The following is a 15,706-nucleotide window of genomic DNA, read 5'->3' as shown; positions in this document are numbered from 1 at the left end:
ACCACCGAGGGAGGTACGACCCCATCTGCGGGACGGACCTCCCTCGGTGGTGGGCCGGTCGCGCAGTTCCTCGCGACCCTGGCGGGGGCAACCGCAGGTGTCAGACTTCGCTCGGCATCAGCAGCCACAGGGCCAGGTAGACGAGGAACTGCGGGCCCGGGAGCAGGCAGCTCAGCAGGAAGAGCACGCGGACCGTGTTCGGCCGCAGGCCGAACCTGCGGGCCAGGCCGGCGCAGACGCCCGCGAGGACGCGGCCCTCGCTGGGGCGGACCAGACCGTTGTCGGCGGCGAATGCAGACATCTTCAACTCCCCGTTGCGGTTCGTGCGGTGATGTCTCAAGCCTCCCGCGCCGGGCGCGCCGCGGCGTCACCCCGGGCGACGATCCGGACCCGTGCGGCTCCCGTACTCCGGGGTGACGCCGTCTCAGGGTCGGCCTCGGGGGTGTCCCGGAGCCGTCGCAGGTACGACCGCCCGGCCGGGACGACGGCCAGGTGGGCCAGGGCGATGCCGGTCACGGACAGCAGGACGTCGTCGACGTTCAGCAGGTGGGCCGAGCTGAAGGTGCGCAGCGCCTCCGCCGCCGTGGCCAGCAGCACCCCGCCCAGCAGGGTCCGCACGAAGGAGCCCAGCCAGGGGCGGTCCAGCTGACCGCCGATCAGGGGCAGGGTGATCCCGAGCGGCGCGAGCAGGAGCAGCTCACGTGCGATCTCGAGGAGTCCCGGCAGGCCCGCGTCGGTGAGGTTCTGACGGATGCTCACCAGCGGCGTGAGGTTGGCGTCGGCCATGAAGGAGGCGTCGCCGGGGAGGGTGGCGTACCAGGCCACGAAACCGAGATGCAGTGCGACCAGCGCCAGTCCGACGAGGCGGGCGGTGCCGTGGGCGGGGCCTCGACGGTCTGTTTGCAGCACGTCCCTACGGACGCCGCCCGTCCGGCTCACGGTTCCGGCGAGGTGCTGTGCAGGCAGGACAGGGTGCCGTCGGACGCCGTGGGTGCCGCCGGAGACGGCGTGGCCGGGGCGGCGGGGCTTAGCTGGGCCCAGGGGGTGGCGTCGCCCTCCGGGGCCGGGACGGGGGTCGCGGCGGCCGAGGCGAGCCGGTCCGGCGGCTGGAGCACGCCGGCCGCGGCCGAGCCGGAGGGCGGGCAGGCGGTGCGCGAGGCCGGCTCGCCCGCGTCCACGGGCACGGCGGTGGTGCGGATGCCGCAGCCGGTCAGGGCGAGCGCGCCGAGCAGCGCGGCGGCGCCCAGCGCCGCGAGCCGCGTGCGGGGGTGGTTCACGAGCCGTCAACTCCTTGGCCCGGCTGGGCCGGTGGGCGGACCGGCAGGCGCAGGGTGAACACCGCGCCGGTCCCGTCGGTGCGGTTGGCGGCGCTGATGGTGCCGCCGTGGATGCGGGCGTTCTCCATGGCGATGGAGAGGCCCAGGCCGCTGCCCTCGGAGCGGCGGCGGGCCGCGTCCGCCTTGAAGAAGCGGTCGAAGACGTGCGGCAGCACGTCCTCCGGAATGCCGGGGCCGTTGTCCACGACCTCGACGGTCAGCCAGGCGCCGTCCGCGTCCTCCCGGGCCCGGACGACGACCGGGGAGCCGCCGTGCTTGAGGGCGTTGCCGATGAGGTTGGCCAGCACCACGTCGATGCGGCGCGGGTCCACCCGGACCACCAGGCCGCGCGGCGTGTCCACCTCGACGGCGTCCAGCCAGGCGCGGGCGTCGATGCAGGCGGTGATCAGGTCGGCGAAGTCCACGTCGTCCAGGACCACCTTGGCGGTGCCCGCGTCGAAGCGGGTGACCTCCATCAGGTTCTCGACCAGTTCGGTCAGCCGCCGGGTCTCGCTGACCACCAGCCGGACCGCGGGCTCGATCATCGGGTCCAGCGCGTCGGCCTCGTCCTCCAGGATGTCGGTGACGGCCGTCATCGCGGTGAGCGGGGTGCGCAGTTCGTGGGACATGTCGGCGACGAAGCGGCGGCTGGCGTGCTCGCGGGCGCTCAACTCGTCCACCTGGTCCTTGAGCGACGCGGCCGCCTGGTTGAACTGCCGTGCCAGGCCCGCGAGTTCGTCAGTGCCGCGCTCCTCCAGGTGGACGTCCAGGTTGCCCTGGCCCAACTGCCGTGCGGCGTCGCCGAGTCGGGCCACCGGGCGGAGCACGGTGGTGGCCGCGGCCTGGGCCAGCAGGGTGGCGCCGACCAGGGCCAGCAGCGTCGCGATGCCCAGCGACCAGGCCAGCGAGTCCAGGTCCTTCCGTTCGTCGTCCAGCGACTTGAACATGTAGGCGTTGGGCCCCGTCGGCACCACATGGGTGCCGCCGACCAGGTAGGGCGCGCCCTCCAGCGAGATCCGCTGCCAGAACAGGTGGTAGGTGCCCTGCTGGCCGGCGCAGTGCGCGCAGGGGTGGGTCACCGAGGAGACCAGCGCCTGCGGCAGCACGCTGGCCGTGATCGCCGGATTGGACGACACCGAGCAGCTGTCCGTGGTCAGCAGCACGTCGTACTTGAGCCCCGTGTGCGCGATGACGTTCGCGGCGCGCTGCAGGTCGGCGCAGTCCGGGTCCAGCGGCAGCTGGGTGACGGTGCGGTCCACCGAATTGCGGAAGTCCTGCAGCGTCGCGTCCTGGGTGCGCTTGAGCACCGCGTCGCGGTTGAGCCAGTAGGCGATGCCGGAGGCGGAGACCGCCGCGGCCAGCGCGACCAGGGCGAAGACGGCGATCAGCCTTATCCGGAGGGACGTCAGCCGCAGGCGCCGGGCGATCCGGCGGGCGAGGTCGAGCGGAGCGGTCACGCGGGCGGGTCCAGGCGGTAGCCGACGCCGCGCACGGTGCGGATCAGGGTGGGCGAGGACGGGACGTCCTCCACCTTGGCGCGCAGCCGCTGCACGCAGGCGTCCACCAGGCGCGAGTCGCCGAGGTAGTCGTGCTCCCAGACGAGGCGCAGCAGCTGCTGCCGGGACAGCGCCTGACCGGGCCGGCGGCTCAGCTCGAGCAGCAACCGCAGCTCCGTGGGCGTGAGTTGGAGTTCGGTGCCGCCCTTGGTGACGATCATCGCGTTGCGGTCGATGACCAGGTCGCCGAAGGCGGCGGAGTCCTGGCTCTCCCGCTCGCCGCGGCGCAGCACCGCGCGGATCCGCGCGTCCAGCACCCGCGGCTGCACCGGCTTGACGACGTAGTCGTCCGCGCCCGACTCCAGGCCGACCACGACGTCGATGTCGTCGGAGCGGGCCGTCAGCAGGATGATCGGCAACTGGTCGGTGCGGCGGATGCGACGGCAGACCTCGAACCCGTCGATCCCGGGCAGCATGACGTCCAGCACGATCAGGTCCGGGCGCTGTTCCTTGAACAGCTTGAGCCCGTCCTCGCCGGAGGCCGCGACCGAGACCTTGTGACCCTGGCGGGTCAGCGCGAGTTCGAGGCCGGTGCGGATCGCGTCGTCGTCCTCGATGAGCAACAGGTGAGACACGGCGTTCATTCTGGACCAATCTCCGGCTGCGGATCGACCCCGGAGACGCAGGGGCGGCCGCGGCGGTTCCCGTGACCCGCTGTCCCTTGTGACAGGCCTGTGACAGTCGGCGGACACCGCCATGACGAGCGCCCGGCAGAGTTTTGCCCAGCAAGGAAGCAACACCGCAAGACAGCAACACAGTCGAGGCAGTCAGGGAGCGAACATGAACGCGGTCATCGAGGCCACTGCGGCCACCGAAGCCACGCCGCTGCTCACCCTGCTGCCCGGGGGGACGGGGGGAAGCCGGCCTCTGGGGGAGCAGCCGGCAGCGGAAGAGGGAGGCGCGACGCGCAGCCAGCGCGACACGGCGTGGTCGAAGACGGAGGACGACTTCACCACGTACGTACGCGAGCGGCGCGCCTCCCTCTACGCGACCGCCTACCACCTGACCGGCGACCGCTTCGCGGCGGAGGACCTGCTGCAGAGCGCGCTGTTCAGCACGTACCGGGCGTGGGACCGGATCGACGACAAGGCCGCGGTGGGGGGCTACCTGCGGCGCACCATGACGAACCTGCACATCTCCGCCTGGCGGCGGCGGAAGGTCAACGAGTACCCGACCGAGGAGATGCCGGAGACGGTCGGCGACACGGACGCCATGGGCGGCACCGAGCTGCGCGCCGTGCTGTGGCAGGCGCTGGCCCGCCTGCCCGAGACGCAGCGGACGATGCTGGTGCTGCGGTACTACGAGGGACGCACGGACCCGGAGATCGCCGACGTGCTCGGCATCTCCGTGGGCACGGTCAAGTCCAGCATCTGGCGCGCGCTGCGCCGCCTCCGCGACGACGAGAGCCTCGCCGCCCGCGATGGCGACCTCGGCCACGCCTTCGGCGAGCTCGTCGCCTGACCTGAGGCTGCAGAACCGACGAAACGCAGGGTCCGGGGGGATCCTGCGTTTCGCCATGCCCCGGGACCGCGCGGGTCCGGGGCGTGGCCTGGGCGGGCTCTGCCGCCTGAGCGGGGACCGCCCCTTCCCGAGGGGCATCGGGCGGGGCGCGCACCCCCGGAGCGGATCCAAGGAAGTGCCCACACCCGGCCGACCGGCCCTTCACCCGGGCGGGCGGCCGGCCCGTGGCGGGCGCCCACCCAGGGGCGGCGGGGCCCGGGGGCCCTCCGTCGCGCGAGCCGGCCCGGGGACGCGCGTTCGGCCCCTCGGGGCCCCTGCGGCCGGGGCGCAGGACTCGTGGCGGAGCCTCAGACGGCGGCCGGTATGGGCGTTTCCGCGGAGCACGCCGCCAGGCGGGTGCGGGCTTCGGCGGTGGTCACCGGTTCCGCGCCGCGGGAGACCTGGTAGGTGACGATGGCGCGCTCCGCGCGCATCAGGCGGTAGCCGCGGCGGAGCAGGAAGGGGACGGACTTCCGTCCCTCGCGGACGTCGCGGCGGAACCGCCGCCACGCGGTCACCACGGGCCGGTTGCGTACGCACAGCGCCGCGGCCAGCAGGCCCTCCGCCTCGCACGCGCGCACGATCTCCGCGGCGAAGATGCCCTCCGCGACGAAGACTGACGCACCGTCAAGGTCGAGCACCTGTGTGCCCGTCTTCCCGTTGGCGGGGATCGAGTAGATCGGGACCTCCGCCCTGCCCTCGGCGCAGAGCCTGCGGATGGCGTCCAGCGCCTGCTCCGCGTGCCAGGAGGCGGGGGTGTCCCAGTCCAGGCCGCTGCCGTCCGGCAGCGTCGGGATGGTGGGGTCGTCGCCGTCCTTGTAGAAGTCGTCCAACTGCAGCACCGGCAGTCCGCTGCCCTCGGCCAGCGTCGACTTGCCCGACCCCGAGGGGCCGCTCACCAGGACGACACGGGCGGGACGGACGGGGTTCACCGATGCGATGCTCACGGGAGACCAGTCTGACCGATGAAACCCCGTGATCGGAACCGGGCCCGACCTGACGCGGGGTCAGGTCGGGCCGGTTCGAGGCAGTCCCCGGCGGGCCTCAGCTCCGGGCCGCCTCCCGCTCGGCCGTGACGGCCCCTGCCGTCGCCGGGAGGCCGACGACACGGGCCACCGCGCGCCGGGTCGGCACGAGCAGCGCGGCCAGGGCCGCCGCCCCGCAGAAGAAGGTCAGCAAGGTGAAGCCGTGGGTGTAGCCGGAGGCGTAGGGCGCACCCGAAGGCTGCAGGTGGCTGGTGACCAGGAAGGCCATCACCGCCGAGCCGATCGAGCCGCCGATGGTGCGGATGTTGGCGTTCATACCGGTGGCCGCGCCGGTCTGGGCCGCGGGCACGCTACCGACGATGATGTTGCTCATCGAGGAGAAGGCAAGGCCGATGCCGAGGCCGAACACCCCTGCCGCCAGGGCCACCTGCCACTCCTGGTCGTGCCAGGAGGCGAGGATCGCGCAGGCGAGGGCGCCCAGGACGGCGCCGGTGACGAGCTGGGCCTTGGCCGGGAACCGTCCGGCCAGGCGGCCGGAGAGGATGCCCGCGGCGAACATCGCGACGAGCATCGGCAGCATCAGCAGACCGGCGCCGGTGACGCTGGCGCCGAAGCCGTAGCCGAGCGCGCTGGGCGTCTCCACGAAGCCGGGGAGGAAGGCCCAGACCGCGTACATGCCGGCGCCGAACAGCAGCGCCGCCGTGTTGGTCGTCCACACCGCCGGGAGCCGCATGACGCGCAGGTCGATCAGCGGGTGCGCGGAGCGGGACTCGGCCAGGCCCCACAGGGCGAAGAGTACGACCGCCAGGCCGAGCAGGCCGAGCACCGAGGGGGAACCCCAGCCCCACTTCGAGGCCTGGCTCACCGGCAGCAGCAGCGCCACCAGCCATCCCGAAAGCAGCACGGCGGCAAGCCAGTTGACGCTGCCGACGGCCCTGGTGGGCGACTCGGGGACGTAGCGCAGGGCGATCAGCGTGGTCAGCGAGACCACGATGACCGGGATCCAGAACAGCCAGCGGTAGTCCAGCGCGCCGACGATCGGGCCGGCCAGCACCATGCCGAGACCGCCGCCCGCCGCGATGACGGCGGAGAGGTTGCTGATGCTGGTGGGCACCTGGGCGGCGGGGAACTCGTCGCGGATGATGCCGAAGGAGAGCGGGAAGAGCGCGCCCGCGATGCCCTGGATCACCCGGGCCATGATCAGCACGGTGATGTTCGGGGCCAGCGCGGCGACCAGGCAGCCGACGGTCAGCGCGACCAGCGCCGCGACCAGGGTCCGCTTCTTGCCGACCAGGTCCCCGACCCGGCCGAGGATCGGGGTGAAGATCGAGGCGGACAGCAGGTAGGCCGTCATCACCCAGGTCACCGTGGACTGCGAGGTGTGCAGGGCGTGCTGGACCGTGGGCAGGGCAGGGGTGATCAGCGACTGGAGCAGCGAGTAGACGCCGGCTCCGATCGCGAGGACCGCGAAGGTGACGCGGTTGTTGTTCCGGTTCATGGGTGCCTCTCGGAACGGAAGCGGAAGGCAGAAGAATCTGGGGAAGCGCAGGGAGAGCTCCACGCGTTAAAGTGGAGGTGCTCCTCCAGATTAGCGGAGGCAGACCTCCGGTTCAAGCCGGATTTCCGAGGAGGTAGGTCGAGGTGCCGGAGCAGGTCAGTGTCCAGGAGTTCCTGGAGTCCCGGCGGCCGCGCCGGGCGGATGCCGCGCGCAACTACGACGCGCTGCTGCTCGCCGCCCGCGAGGCCTTCGCCGCCGACGGCGCCGAGGCCTCCCTGGAGGACATCGCCCGGCGAGCGGGTGTCGGCATCGGCACGCTCTACCGGAACTTCCCCAGCCGCAAGCACCTGTTCGAGGCCGTCTACGCCAACGAGGTGCGCGAACTCGGCGTGGTCGCCGACCAGTTGGCCGACACCCCGCCCTGGGAGGCACTGACCTCCTGGCTGCGGCGCTTCGTCGCCTACGCGCTGACCAAGAAGGCGATCCGGGAGGCGCTGGAGGGCGAGGAGTCCGACGTCTTCCTCGCCTGCCGGCAGTCGATGTACGACGCCGGGAGGCCGCTGCTGGAGCGCGCGCAGCAGGCCGGGGAGGTGCGTGCGGACATGTCCATCGACGACCTGCTGCGGATGGTCTCCGGGATCAGCTCGGTGGCCTTCCCCGACGACGAGCAGCGCGACCGGGTGCTGGCCATCGCCCTCGACGGCGTGCGCGCCCGGGGATAGCGGAAGGGCCCCCGAAGGGGCCCTTCTGCCATTCAGGCTGAGGGACGGTCAGATGCCCATCGGGTGCCAGACCGTCTTGGTCTCGATGAAGCCCAGCAGGCGGTCCGTGCCGGGCGCGGCGGTCCAGTCGGTGCCGGGCTCCGGGTGGCGCAGCCGCTTGAGCGTCTCCGCCGCCGCGGTCTCCAGGGCCTTGGCGGAGGCCGGCCCCTCCTCGTCCACCACGCCGGTCAGGTCCAGCGCGTTGACGTCGGCATGCGAGGCCAGCGTGGGGGCGATGTCGGCGGTCTCGCCGGAGAGCAGGTTCACCACGCCGCCCGGCAGGTCCGAGGTGGCCAGCACCTCGCCGAAGCTCAGGCCCGGCAGCGGCGCGCCCGGGGCCAGGGCGACGACCGCCGTGTTGCCGGTGGCGATCACCGGCGCGACCACCGAGACCAGGCCCAGCAGCGAGAAGCCGGTGCCGTCCTGCGGGGCCACGATGCCGACCACGCCGGTGGGTTCGGGGGTGGACAGGTTGAAGTACGGCCCGGCCACCGGATTGGCCGCGCCCGCGATCTGGGCGACCTTGTCGGTCCAGCCCGCGTACCAGACGAGCCGGTCGACGGCGGCGTCCACCAGCGGCGCGGCCTTCTTGGCCGACAGGCCCTCAGCGGCGGCGACCTCCGCGGTGTACTGCTCGCGGCGGCCCTGCAGCATCTCCGCGGCGCGGTACAGGATCTGGCCGCGGTTGTAGGCGGTGGCCCCGGACCAGCCGCCGACCGCCTTGCGTGCGGCGGCGACCGCGTCACGCGTGTCCTTGCGGGTGCCGTGCGGGGCGTTGGCCAGCCACTCGCCGGTCTTGCGGTCGGTCACCTCGTACACCCGTCCGCTCTCGGAGCGGGGGAACTTGCCGCCCACGTAGAGCTTGTAGGTCTTGTAGACGTCCAGGCGGACTGCGGTGGGCTCAGACATCGAGGTACGCCTCCAGGCCGTGGCGACCGCCCTCGCGGCCGTAGCCCGACTCCTTGTAGCCGCCGAAGGGCGAGGTCGGGTCGAACTTGTTGAACGTGTTGGACCACACCACACCGGCGCGGAGCTTGTTCGCCATCCACAGGATGCGCGAGCCCTTCTCCGTCCAGATGCCGGCGCTCAGCCCGTAGGGGGTGTTGTTGGCCTTGGCCACGGCCTCCTCCGGGGTGCGGAAGGTCAGCACCGAGAGCACCGGGCCGAAGATCTCCTCGCGGGAGATCCGGTGGGTGGCGCTGACACCGGTGAACAGCGTCGGCGCGAACCAGAAGCCGCTGGACGGCAGTTCGCAGGCGGGAGCCCAGCGCTCGGCGCCCTCGGCCTCGCCCGCCTGCGCCAGCTCGGTGATCCGGGCCAGCTGGGCGGCGGAGTTGATCGCGCCGATGTCGGTGTTCTTGTCCAGCGGGTCGCCCACGCGCAGGGTCGACATCCGGCGCTTGAGCGCGTCCAGCAGCTCGTCCTGGATCGACTCCTGGACCAGCAGGCGCGAACCCGCGCAGCAGACGTGGCCCTGGTTGAAGAAGATGCCGTCGACGATGCCTTCGACCGCCTGGTCGATCGGCGCGTCGTCGAAGACGATGTTGGCGGCCTTGCCGCCCAGTTCCAGCGAGAGCCGGGTGCGGGTGCCCGCCAGCGTCCGGGCGATGGCCCGGCCGACCTCGGTGGAGCCGGTGAAGGCGACCTTGTCCACGTCCGGGTGCGCGGTCAGCGCCGCGCCCGTACGCCCGTCGCCCGTCACGATGTTGACGACCCCTCGGGGCAGCCCGGCCTGGCGGACGATCTCCGCGAAGCGCAGCGCGGTGAGCGGCGTGGTCTCGGCCGGCTTGAGCACGACCGTGTTGCCGGTCGCGAGCGCCGGGGCGATCTTCCACGCCAGCATCAGCAGCGGGAAGTTCCACGGGATGACCTGGGCGGCGACGCCGACCGGCCGGGGGTTCGGGCCGTAGCCGGCGAACTCCAGCTTGTCGGCCCAGCCCGCGTAGTAGAAGAAGTGCGCGGCGACCAGCGGCAGGTCGACGTCGCGGGTCTCCCGGATCGGCTTGCCGTTGTCGATCGACTCCAGGACCGCGAGCTCACGGCTGCGCTCCTGGACGATCCGGGCGATCCGGAACAGGTACTTGGCCCGCTCGGAACCGGGCAGCCCGGCCCACCCCGGGAACGCGGCCCGTGCGGCGGCGACGGCGCGGTCGACGTCCGCCTCGGTGCCCTGGGCGAACTCGGCCAGCACCTCCTCGGTGGCCGGGTCGATCGTCTTGAGCGACTCGGAGCCGGTGCTCTCGGTGAACTCGCCGTCGATGAAGTGCCCGTAGTGCGAGGCGATCTCGCCTGCGGCGGCCCGCGACTCGGGTGCCGGTGCGTACGCGAAAAGCTGGTCGGCCATGGTGATCAGTCCACCGTCACGTAGTCAGGACCGGAGTAGCGGCCCGTGGAAAGCTTCTGACGCTGCATCAGCAGGTCGTTGAGCAGGCTGGACGCGCCGAAGCGGAACCACTCCGGGGTCAGCCAGTCGTCACCGAGGGTCTCGTTCACCATGACCAGGTACTTCATGGCGTCCTTGGTGGTACGGATACCCCCGGCGGGCTTCACGCCCACCTGCGTGCCGGTGGCGGCGCGGAAGTCCCGGACGGCTTCCATGAGGAGCAGCGTGTTGGCGGGGGTGGCGTTGACGGCGACCTTGCCGGTGGACGTCTTGATGAAGTCCGCGCCCGCGAGCATGGCCAGCCAGGAGGCCCGGCGGATGTTGTCGTAGGTCTGCAACTCGCCGGTCTCGAAGATCACCTTGAGGTGGGCGGCCGTGCCGTCCGGACGGGCACAGGCCTCCTTCACCGAGGTGATGGTCTCGAAGACCTCCAGGTAGCGGCCGGAGAGGAAGGCGCCGCGGTCGATCACCATGTCCACCTCGTCGGCCCCGGCGGCGACCGCCTCGGCAGTGTCCGCGAGCTTGACCGGGAGGCCGGCCCGGCCGGACGGGAAGGCGGTGGCCACGGACGCGACGGCGATGCCGGAGGCGGGGCCGAGCGTGTCCTTCGCGACCGCGACCATGTCCGGGTAGACGCAGACCGCGGCGGTGTGGGGGGTGGTCGGATCGCTGGGGTCGGGACGCAGCGCCTTGGCGCAGAGCGACCGGACCTTGCCCGGGGTGTCCGCGCCTTCCAGCGTGGTCAGGTCGATCATCGAGATCGCGAGGTCGATGGCGAAGGCCTTGGCGGTGGTCTTGATGGACCGTGTGCCGAGGCCTGCGGCCCGCGCTTCCAGCCCCACGGCGTCGACGCCGGGGAGCCCGTGCAGGAAGCGGCGGAGCGCCGCGTCGGAGGTCGCGACCTCGGCCAGTGGGGTTCGGGTGGGCATGCTCACCAGCCCAGCATATCTACACGCGTAGCGAAACGTTAGACCCCGTGTTCAGTTGCACTTCCCTGGGGGCGCGGGGAGCTGCGCGAGCAACCCGCCACCAGGGGAGGTCCGGCCCCGTCTGCGGGACGAACCTCAGGGGCGGTGGGCTGGTCACGCGGTTCCCCGCGGCCCTGCGGCTGCGACTGGCCGTCTGTGTGGATGGCACAATCGGGCGCATGAGCGAGAGTGAGACGCAGCGGGCCGCCACCGGCGGCGCACCCGCCGTGCGGAAGTACCGGTCCATCCCCGGGGTCGTCACGGGCATCCTGATGCTGGCGCTGCTGCTCTGGCTCACCCTCGACGCCATGGTCTACGGCCACGGCCGCTCGCTCTGGTTCGCCCTCGCCGCGCTCGTCCTGCTCGGGCCGCTCATCGCCGCCTTCACCGTCTGGCCCGTCGTCACCGCCGACCAGGACCGGATCGTCGTGCGCAATCCGCTGCGGACGATCGCCGCGCCCTGGCGTTCCGTCGAGTCCGTCGTCGCCGCGCTCTCCGTGGAGCTGCGGGCCGAGGGCAGGAAGTACGTGATCTGGTCCATCCCCGTCTCCCTGCGGCAGCGCAAGCGCGCCGGGCGGCGCGCGATGCGGGACACCGGCGACCGCGCGCTCCTCAGCCGTGGCTCCGGGGGGACCGGTTCCGGCGGCAGGGGCGGCGCGGGCAGCTTCGGCGCACCCTCCGCGGGACCCTCGCTCGCCCAGGCGGACCAGGCCGTCGCCGAGCTGACCGAGCTGCAGGACGCGGCTGCCGACCGTCCCACGGCCGAGGGGCCGGTGACCGTCACCTGGACCTGGTGGCTGATCGCCCCGATCGTCGTCGGCGCCGTCGGGCTGATCATCCTCTGGTCCACCAACTGACTCTCGGCACGTGATCCCGGGACGGAACGTGAGCGGGGCGGACTGACGCCGCGTCAGTCCGCTTCGAGCAGCAGTTCCCGCAGCCGCCGCAGGTGGGCCTCGGTGAGGCCGTGCGCGCGCAGGAAGCCGGCGGCCGAGCCGTGGGCGGCACGGATCCGGTCCAGGTACAGCGCCAGCAGGTCGGGGTGGACCGGCCGCGAGACGCGCTCGACGCCGTCCTCGTCGATGTAGGTGACCGGGCCGTTGGTGAAGCCCAGGCCGTGGTTGGACAGGTGGTAGTCGGCGAGCAGGTGGGCGTCCGCCACGCCGAGGGTGGAGAGGATCACCGCGACCGTGACGCCGGTGCGGTCCTTGCCGACGGCGCAGTGGAGCAGTGCGGGCAGGGCGCCCGGCTCCAGCAGGCGGCCGACGCAGGCGGCGACCGCCGGGCCCGAGGTGTCGGCGAGGAAGGCGTACAGCCCCTCCAGGGTCTCCTCGCCCGCCTCGGCGTCGCCGTCCGTCGTCGCCTCGCCGTCCACCTCCTGGCTGTCCACCTCCTGGCTGGGGAAGCGGGGCGGGAAGGTCGGCAGGTTCACCAGGGCGACGTCCAGGTCGTGCGGCCGGTTCGGCCAGACCTCGAGCTCGCGGGGACTGCGCAGGTCCACGACCGTGCGCAGGCCGAGCGCGGCCAGGGCCTGGGCGCCCGCCGGGGTGAGCTGTGCGAGCGAGGCCGAGCGGTAGAGCAGCCCGGTGGCAACCCGTCGCCCCTCCTCGGTCGGAAATCCGCCCGTGTCACGGAAGTTGAGCACGCCGGGGATGCTGATCAGACGTTCGACGCCGGTTGTCTCCACGCGCCCAGCTTCTCAGACGCCACTGACTGCAAGGGTCTGGTCCCCGGAGGTCCGCCGGGTTCACGCTGGAAGGCCGAGGCCCAGGAGGTGTGCCCGATGACGCCACGCGAGCAGAAGCTGGTGACCGTGCTGTCGGTCGTGGTGGCCACCGCGGTCCTGGCCTCCTGCGGGCTGGCGATCGCCTTCGGCATCGCCCTGAAGCAGTGAGCCGCCCGGGACCGTGCGGGGTCCGGGGCGGCTCACGCAGGCGGCAGGCAGGCTCTACAGGCCCGCGGCCTTCGACAGGTCCGTCTTCAGGGCGGCGAGCAGCCGGCCGGCCTCCGCCCGCGCGTCCGCGAGCGCGTTGCCGGACCTGACCGGCAGCACGACCTCCAGGTAGCACTTGAGCTTCGGCTCGGTGCCCGAGGGGCGCACCACGATCCTGGCTGAGGTGACGCCCTCGCCGGAGAGGCGGTAGCGCAGGCCGTCGGTCGGGGGCAGGTCGGCAGAGCCCTGCTCCAGGTCCTCTGCGGAGTCGACGGTCAGCCCGGCCAATCGGGTGGGCGGCCGCTCGCGCAGCCGGGCCATGGCGTCCGCGATCACCTTCAGATCGGAGACGCGCACCGACAACTGGTCGGTGGCGTGCAGGCCGTGCGTGAGGGCCAGGTCGTCGAGCAGGTCGGTGAGGGTCCGGCCCTTCTCCTTGAGCTCGGCGGCGAGTTCGGCCACGAGCAGCGCGGCGGTGATGCCGTCCTTGTCGCGGACCCCGTCCGGGTCGGCGGCGTAGCCGAGCGCCTCCTCGTAGGCGTAGCGCAGCTCCGGCACCCGGGTCAGCCACTTGAAGCCGGTGAGCGTCTCGGCATAGGGCAGCCGGGCGGACTCGGCGATCCGGGCCAGCAGCGTCGAGGAGACGATCGTGGTGGCGAAGGTGCCCTGCGCCTGACGGTGCACCAGATGTGCTGCCAGCAGCGCGCCGACCTCGTCGCCGCGCAGCATCCGCCAGCCGGCTTCGGCGGCCGGGTCCGGCACCGCGACGGCGACGCGGTCGGCGTCGGGGTCGTTGGCGATGACGATGTCGGGGTTGACCTGTGCGGCCGTGCGGAAGGCCAGGTCCATGGCGCCGGGCTCCTCCGGATTGGGGAAGGAGACGGTCGGGAAGGCCGGGTCGGGCTCTGCCTGCTCCACGACCTGGACCGGCTCCGGGAACCCGGCCCGCGCGAAGGCGGCCAGCAGCACGTCCCGGCCCACGCCGTGCATGGGGGTGTAGACGACGGACAGGTCGCGAGAGCTGTGTGGGTCCAACACCCGTGCAGCGCGGGCGAGATAGGGCTCCAGTGCGCCCTCGTCGGAGAGTGTCTGCCAGCCGCCCGAGGCCAGCGGCACCTCCTTGAGCGCACCCACGGCGGCGATCTCGGCGGCGATCCCCGCGTCGTGCGGCGGGACGATCTGAGAGCCGCCGAAGTCACCGCCCAGGTAGACCTTGTAGCCGTTGTCGCGCGGCGGGTTGTGACTGGCGGTCACCGCGACGCCCGCGGCGGCCCCGAAGTGCCGTACCGCGAAGGCGAGTACGGGCGTGGGCAGCGGCCGGGGCAGCAGCAGCGCCCGCAGTCCGGCACCGACCATGACGGCGGCGGTGTCGCGGGCGAAGTCGGCGGACTTGCGCCGGGCGTCGTAGCCGATGACCACCAGCCCGTCCGGCGCGTCCCGCTTGAGATAGGCCGCGAGCCCGGCGGCGGCGCGGATGACCACGGCGCGGTTCATCCGCATCGGGCCCGCGCCCATCTCGCCGCGCAGGCCGGCGGTCCCGAACTGCAGTGTGCCGCTGAAGCGTTCGGAGAGGTCGGACCAGGCGCGGGCGGACTCCTCCGCGCCGGTCGCCTCGCCGTCCGACCCGGCCTCGGCGGCGGCGGGCAGGTCGGCCAGCTCGGCGCGGGTGTCCGGGTCGGGGTCCTCGTCCAGCCAGGCGCGGGCCCGGGTGAGCAGGTCGCGGTCGGTGTCGCGCGTCATCGCTTTCGCCTCACGTCTCGGTCGTTCGGTCTCGGTCGAGTCGGTGTCGAGTCGGGGTCAGATGGGTGGAGCGTCGATTCGGTACAAAAAGGATGGCACCCGGCGGAGGAACCGTCGGATGCCATCGGGTCGCGGCGTGTCAGATGCGTTCCAGCACCTTGGCCAGGAGGGCGCCCATGCGGGCGGCGGAGGACCGTCCGGCCTCCAGCACCTCCTCGTGGTTGAGGGGTTCGCCGGTGATCCCGGCGGCCAGGTTGGTCACCAGCGAGATGCCGAGCACCTCCGCTCCGGCCTCGCGGGCCGCGATCGCCTCCAGCGTGGTGGACATGCCGACCAGGTCGCCGCCGATCGCCCGGACCATCCCGATCTCGGCCGGGGTCTCGTAGTGCGGGCCGGGGAACTGGACGTAGACGCCCTCCTCCAGGGAGGGGTCCACCTCCTTGCACAGCGCGCGCAGGCGGGAGGAGTAGAGGTCGGTCAGGTCGACGAAGTTGGCTCCGACGATGGGGGAGGTGCCGGTCAGGTTGATGTGGTCGCTGATCAGCACGGGCTGCCCGGGCTGCATGCCCTGGCGCAGCCCGCCGCAGCCGTTCGTCAGCACGACGGTCCGCACGCCCGCGGCCACGGCGGTGCGGACGGCGTGCGCGACGGCGGCCACGCCGTGGCCCTCGTAGAAGTGGGTGCGGCCGAGGAAGACGAGGGCGCGCTTGTCCTGTCCGATGCGCACGGAACGGACCCGCCCGGCATGCCCCGCGACGGCCGGCGGGGCGAAGCCCGGGAGCTCGGTCATCGGGAACTCGTACTCGGCGCTGCCGAGGGCTTCGGCGGCGGGAACCCAGCCCGACCCCATGACCAGGGCGATGTCGTGGTCGCCCCCGCCGGTCAGCGCGCGCAGCGCGGCGGCGGCGTCCTGTGCGGACTCGTACGGAGTGCGGATGTCGCCGGCGGCCGGCTGCGGGAGAGCGTTCACGGGATCGAGGATATCCGTTCTCCTACGCGCGTAGAGCAACGCCATGATGACAATTTCCCCACTTTCTCAGGGGGACGGCTTGGGCTTACCTCCAG

The 15,706-nt window shown here is 72.6% G+C and carries 16 protein-coding genes; 3 read left to right on the top strand and 13 right to left on the bottom strand.

What is annotated here, in order from left to right:
- Positions 1 to 100 precede the first annotated feature (100 nt).
- The 5 genes from ACFP3V_RS19875 to ACFP3V_RS19855 are packed head-to-tail and all read right to left on the bottom strand — an operon-like array spanning position 101 to position 3,447.
- Positions 101 to 301, bottom strand: coding sequence for a PspC domain-containing protein (locus tag ACFP3V_RS19875; RefSeq protein WP_380585277.1), 201 nt, complete (start codon positions 299 to 301; stop codon positions 101 to 103).
- Between the two features lie 35 nt (positions 302 to 336).
- Entirely contained in the window at positions 337 to 909 is a 573-nt protein-coding gene (locus tag ACFP3V_RS19870) for a VanZ family protein (protein ID WP_380585275.1), read from the bottom strand.
- A 26-nt stretch (positions 910 to 935) separates the two neighbouring features.
- Positions 936 to 1,277 (bottom strand): hypothetical protein, encoded by a 342-nt coding sequence (locus ACFP3V_RS19865; RefSeq protein ID WP_380585273.1) that lies wholly within the window; start codon positions 1,275 to 1,277, stop codon positions 936 to 938.
- Positions 1,274 to 2,773, bottom strand: coding sequence for an ATP-binding protein (locus tag ACFP3V_RS19860; protein WP_380585271.1), 1,500 nt, complete (start codon positions 2,771 to 2,773; stop codon positions 1,274 to 1,276). Before ACFP3V_RS19860 ends, ACFP3V_RS19865 begins: the two co-directional genes overlap by 4 nt.
- On the bottom strand, positions 2,770 to 3,447 hold the full coding sequence (locus tag ACFP3V_RS19855; protein ID WP_380585269.1) for a response regulator: 678 nt from the start codon (positions 3,445 to 3,447) through the stop codon (positions 2,770 to 2,772). Before ACFP3V_RS19855 ends, ACFP3V_RS19860 begins: the two co-directional genes overlap by 4 nt.
- A 205-nt stretch (positions 3,448 to 3,652) precedes the next feature.
- Between ACFP3V_RS19855 and ACFP3V_RS19850 the strand changes: the two genes are divergently transcribed.
- Entirely contained in the window at positions 3,653 to 4,333 is a 681-nt protein-coding gene (locus ACFP3V_RS19850) for a SigE family RNA polymerase sigma factor (RefSeq protein WP_380585267.1), read from the top strand.
- Between the two features lie 347 nt (positions 4,334 to 4,680).
- On the opposite strand, the gene ACFP3V_RS19845 is transcribed toward ACFP3V_RS19850, so the two are convergent.
- Positions 4,681 to 5,319, bottom strand: coding sequence for a uridine kinase family protein (locus ACFP3V_RS19845; protein WP_380585265.1), 639 nt, complete (start codon positions 5,317 to 5,319; stop codon positions 4,681 to 4,683).
- Between the two features lie 97 nt (positions 5,320 to 5,416).
- Positions 5,417 to 6,856, bottom strand: coding sequence for an MFS transporter (locus ACFP3V_RS19840; protein ID WP_380585263.1), 1,440 nt, complete (start codon positions 6,854 to 6,856; stop codon positions 5,417 to 5,419).
- 143 nt (positions 6,857 to 6,999) lie between these two features.
- Between ACFP3V_RS19840 and ACFP3V_RS19835 the strand changes: the two genes are divergently transcribed.
- Positions 7,000 to 7,578, top strand: coding sequence for a TetR/AcrR family transcriptional regulator (locus ACFP3V_RS19835; RefSeq protein ID WP_380585262.1), 579 nt, complete (start codon positions 7,000 to 7,002; stop codon positions 7,576 to 7,578).
- Between the two features lie 48 nt (positions 7,579 to 7,626).
- Here ACFP3V_RS19835 and ACFP3V_RS19830 read toward each other — a convergent pair whose 3' ends face one another.
- The 3 genes from ACFP3V_RS19830 to deoC are packed head-to-tail and all read right to left on the bottom strand — an operon-like array spanning position 7,627 to position 10,929.
- Positions 7,627 to 8,526: an aldehyde dehydrogenase family protein gene (locus ACFP3V_RS19830; RefSeq protein ID WP_380585260.1), complete on the bottom strand. Its 900-nt coding sequence runs from the start codon at positions 8,524 to 8,526 to the stop codon at positions 7,627 to 7,629.
- Positions 8,519 to 9,961 (bottom strand): aldehyde dehydrogenase family protein, encoded by a 1,443-nt coding sequence (locus tag ACFP3V_RS19825; RefSeq protein WP_380585258.1) that lies wholly within the window; start codon positions 9,959 to 9,961, stop codon positions 8,519 to 8,521. Before ACFP3V_RS19825 ends, ACFP3V_RS19830 begins: the two co-directional genes overlap by 8 nt.
- A 5-nt stretch (positions 9,962 to 9,966) precedes the next feature.
- On the bottom strand, positions 9,967 to 10,929 hold the full coding sequence (gene deoC, locus ACFP3V_RS19820) for a deoxyribose-phosphate aldolase (RefSeq protein ID WP_380585319.1): 963 nt from the start codon (positions 10,927 to 10,929) through the stop codon (positions 9,967 to 9,969).
- 218 nt (positions 10,930 to 11,147) lie between these two features.
- Between deoC and ACFP3V_RS19815 the strand changes: the two genes are divergently transcribed.
- Positions 11,148 to 11,825, top strand: coding sequence for a PH domain-containing protein (locus tag ACFP3V_RS19815; protein WP_380585256.1), 678 nt, complete (start codon positions 11,148 to 11,150; stop codon positions 11,823 to 11,825).
- Positions 11,826 to 11,878: 53 nt separating this feature from the next.
- Here ACFP3V_RS19815 and ACFP3V_RS19810 read toward each other — a convergent pair whose 3' ends face one another.
- From ACFP3V_RS19810 to ACFP3V_RS19800, 3 genes are all read right to left on the bottom strand, one after another.
- Positions 11,879 to 12,655, bottom strand: a complete 777-nt coding sequence (locus ACFP3V_RS19810; protein WP_380585254.1) for a tyrosine-protein phosphatase — start codon at positions 12,653 to 12,655, stop codon at positions 11,879 to 11,881.
- A gap of 261 nt (positions 12,656 to 12,916) precedes the next feature.
- Positions 12,917 to 14,641 (bottom strand): phospho-sugar mutase, encoded by a 1,725-nt coding sequence (locus ACFP3V_RS19805; RefSeq protein ID WP_380585252.1) that lies wholly within the window; start codon positions 14,639 to 14,641, stop codon positions 12,917 to 12,919.
- Positions 14,642 to 14,780: 139 nt separating this feature from the next.
- Positions 14,781 to 15,659, bottom strand: a complete 879-nt coding sequence (locus ACFP3V_RS19800) for a purine-nucleoside phosphorylase (RefSeq protein ID WP_380585317.1) — start codon at positions 15,657 to 15,659, stop codon at positions 14,781 to 14,783.
- Positions 15,660 to 15,706 lie beyond the last annotated feature (47 nt).

Source organism: Streptacidiphilus monticola (genome assembly GCF_042658505.1).
In the GTDB taxonomy this organism is placed as follows: Bacteria; Actinomycetota; Actinomycetes; order Streptomycetales; family Streptomycetaceae; genus Streptacidiphilus; species Streptacidiphilus monticola.
This window is presented reverse-complemented; position numbering and strand designations above follow the sequence as displayed.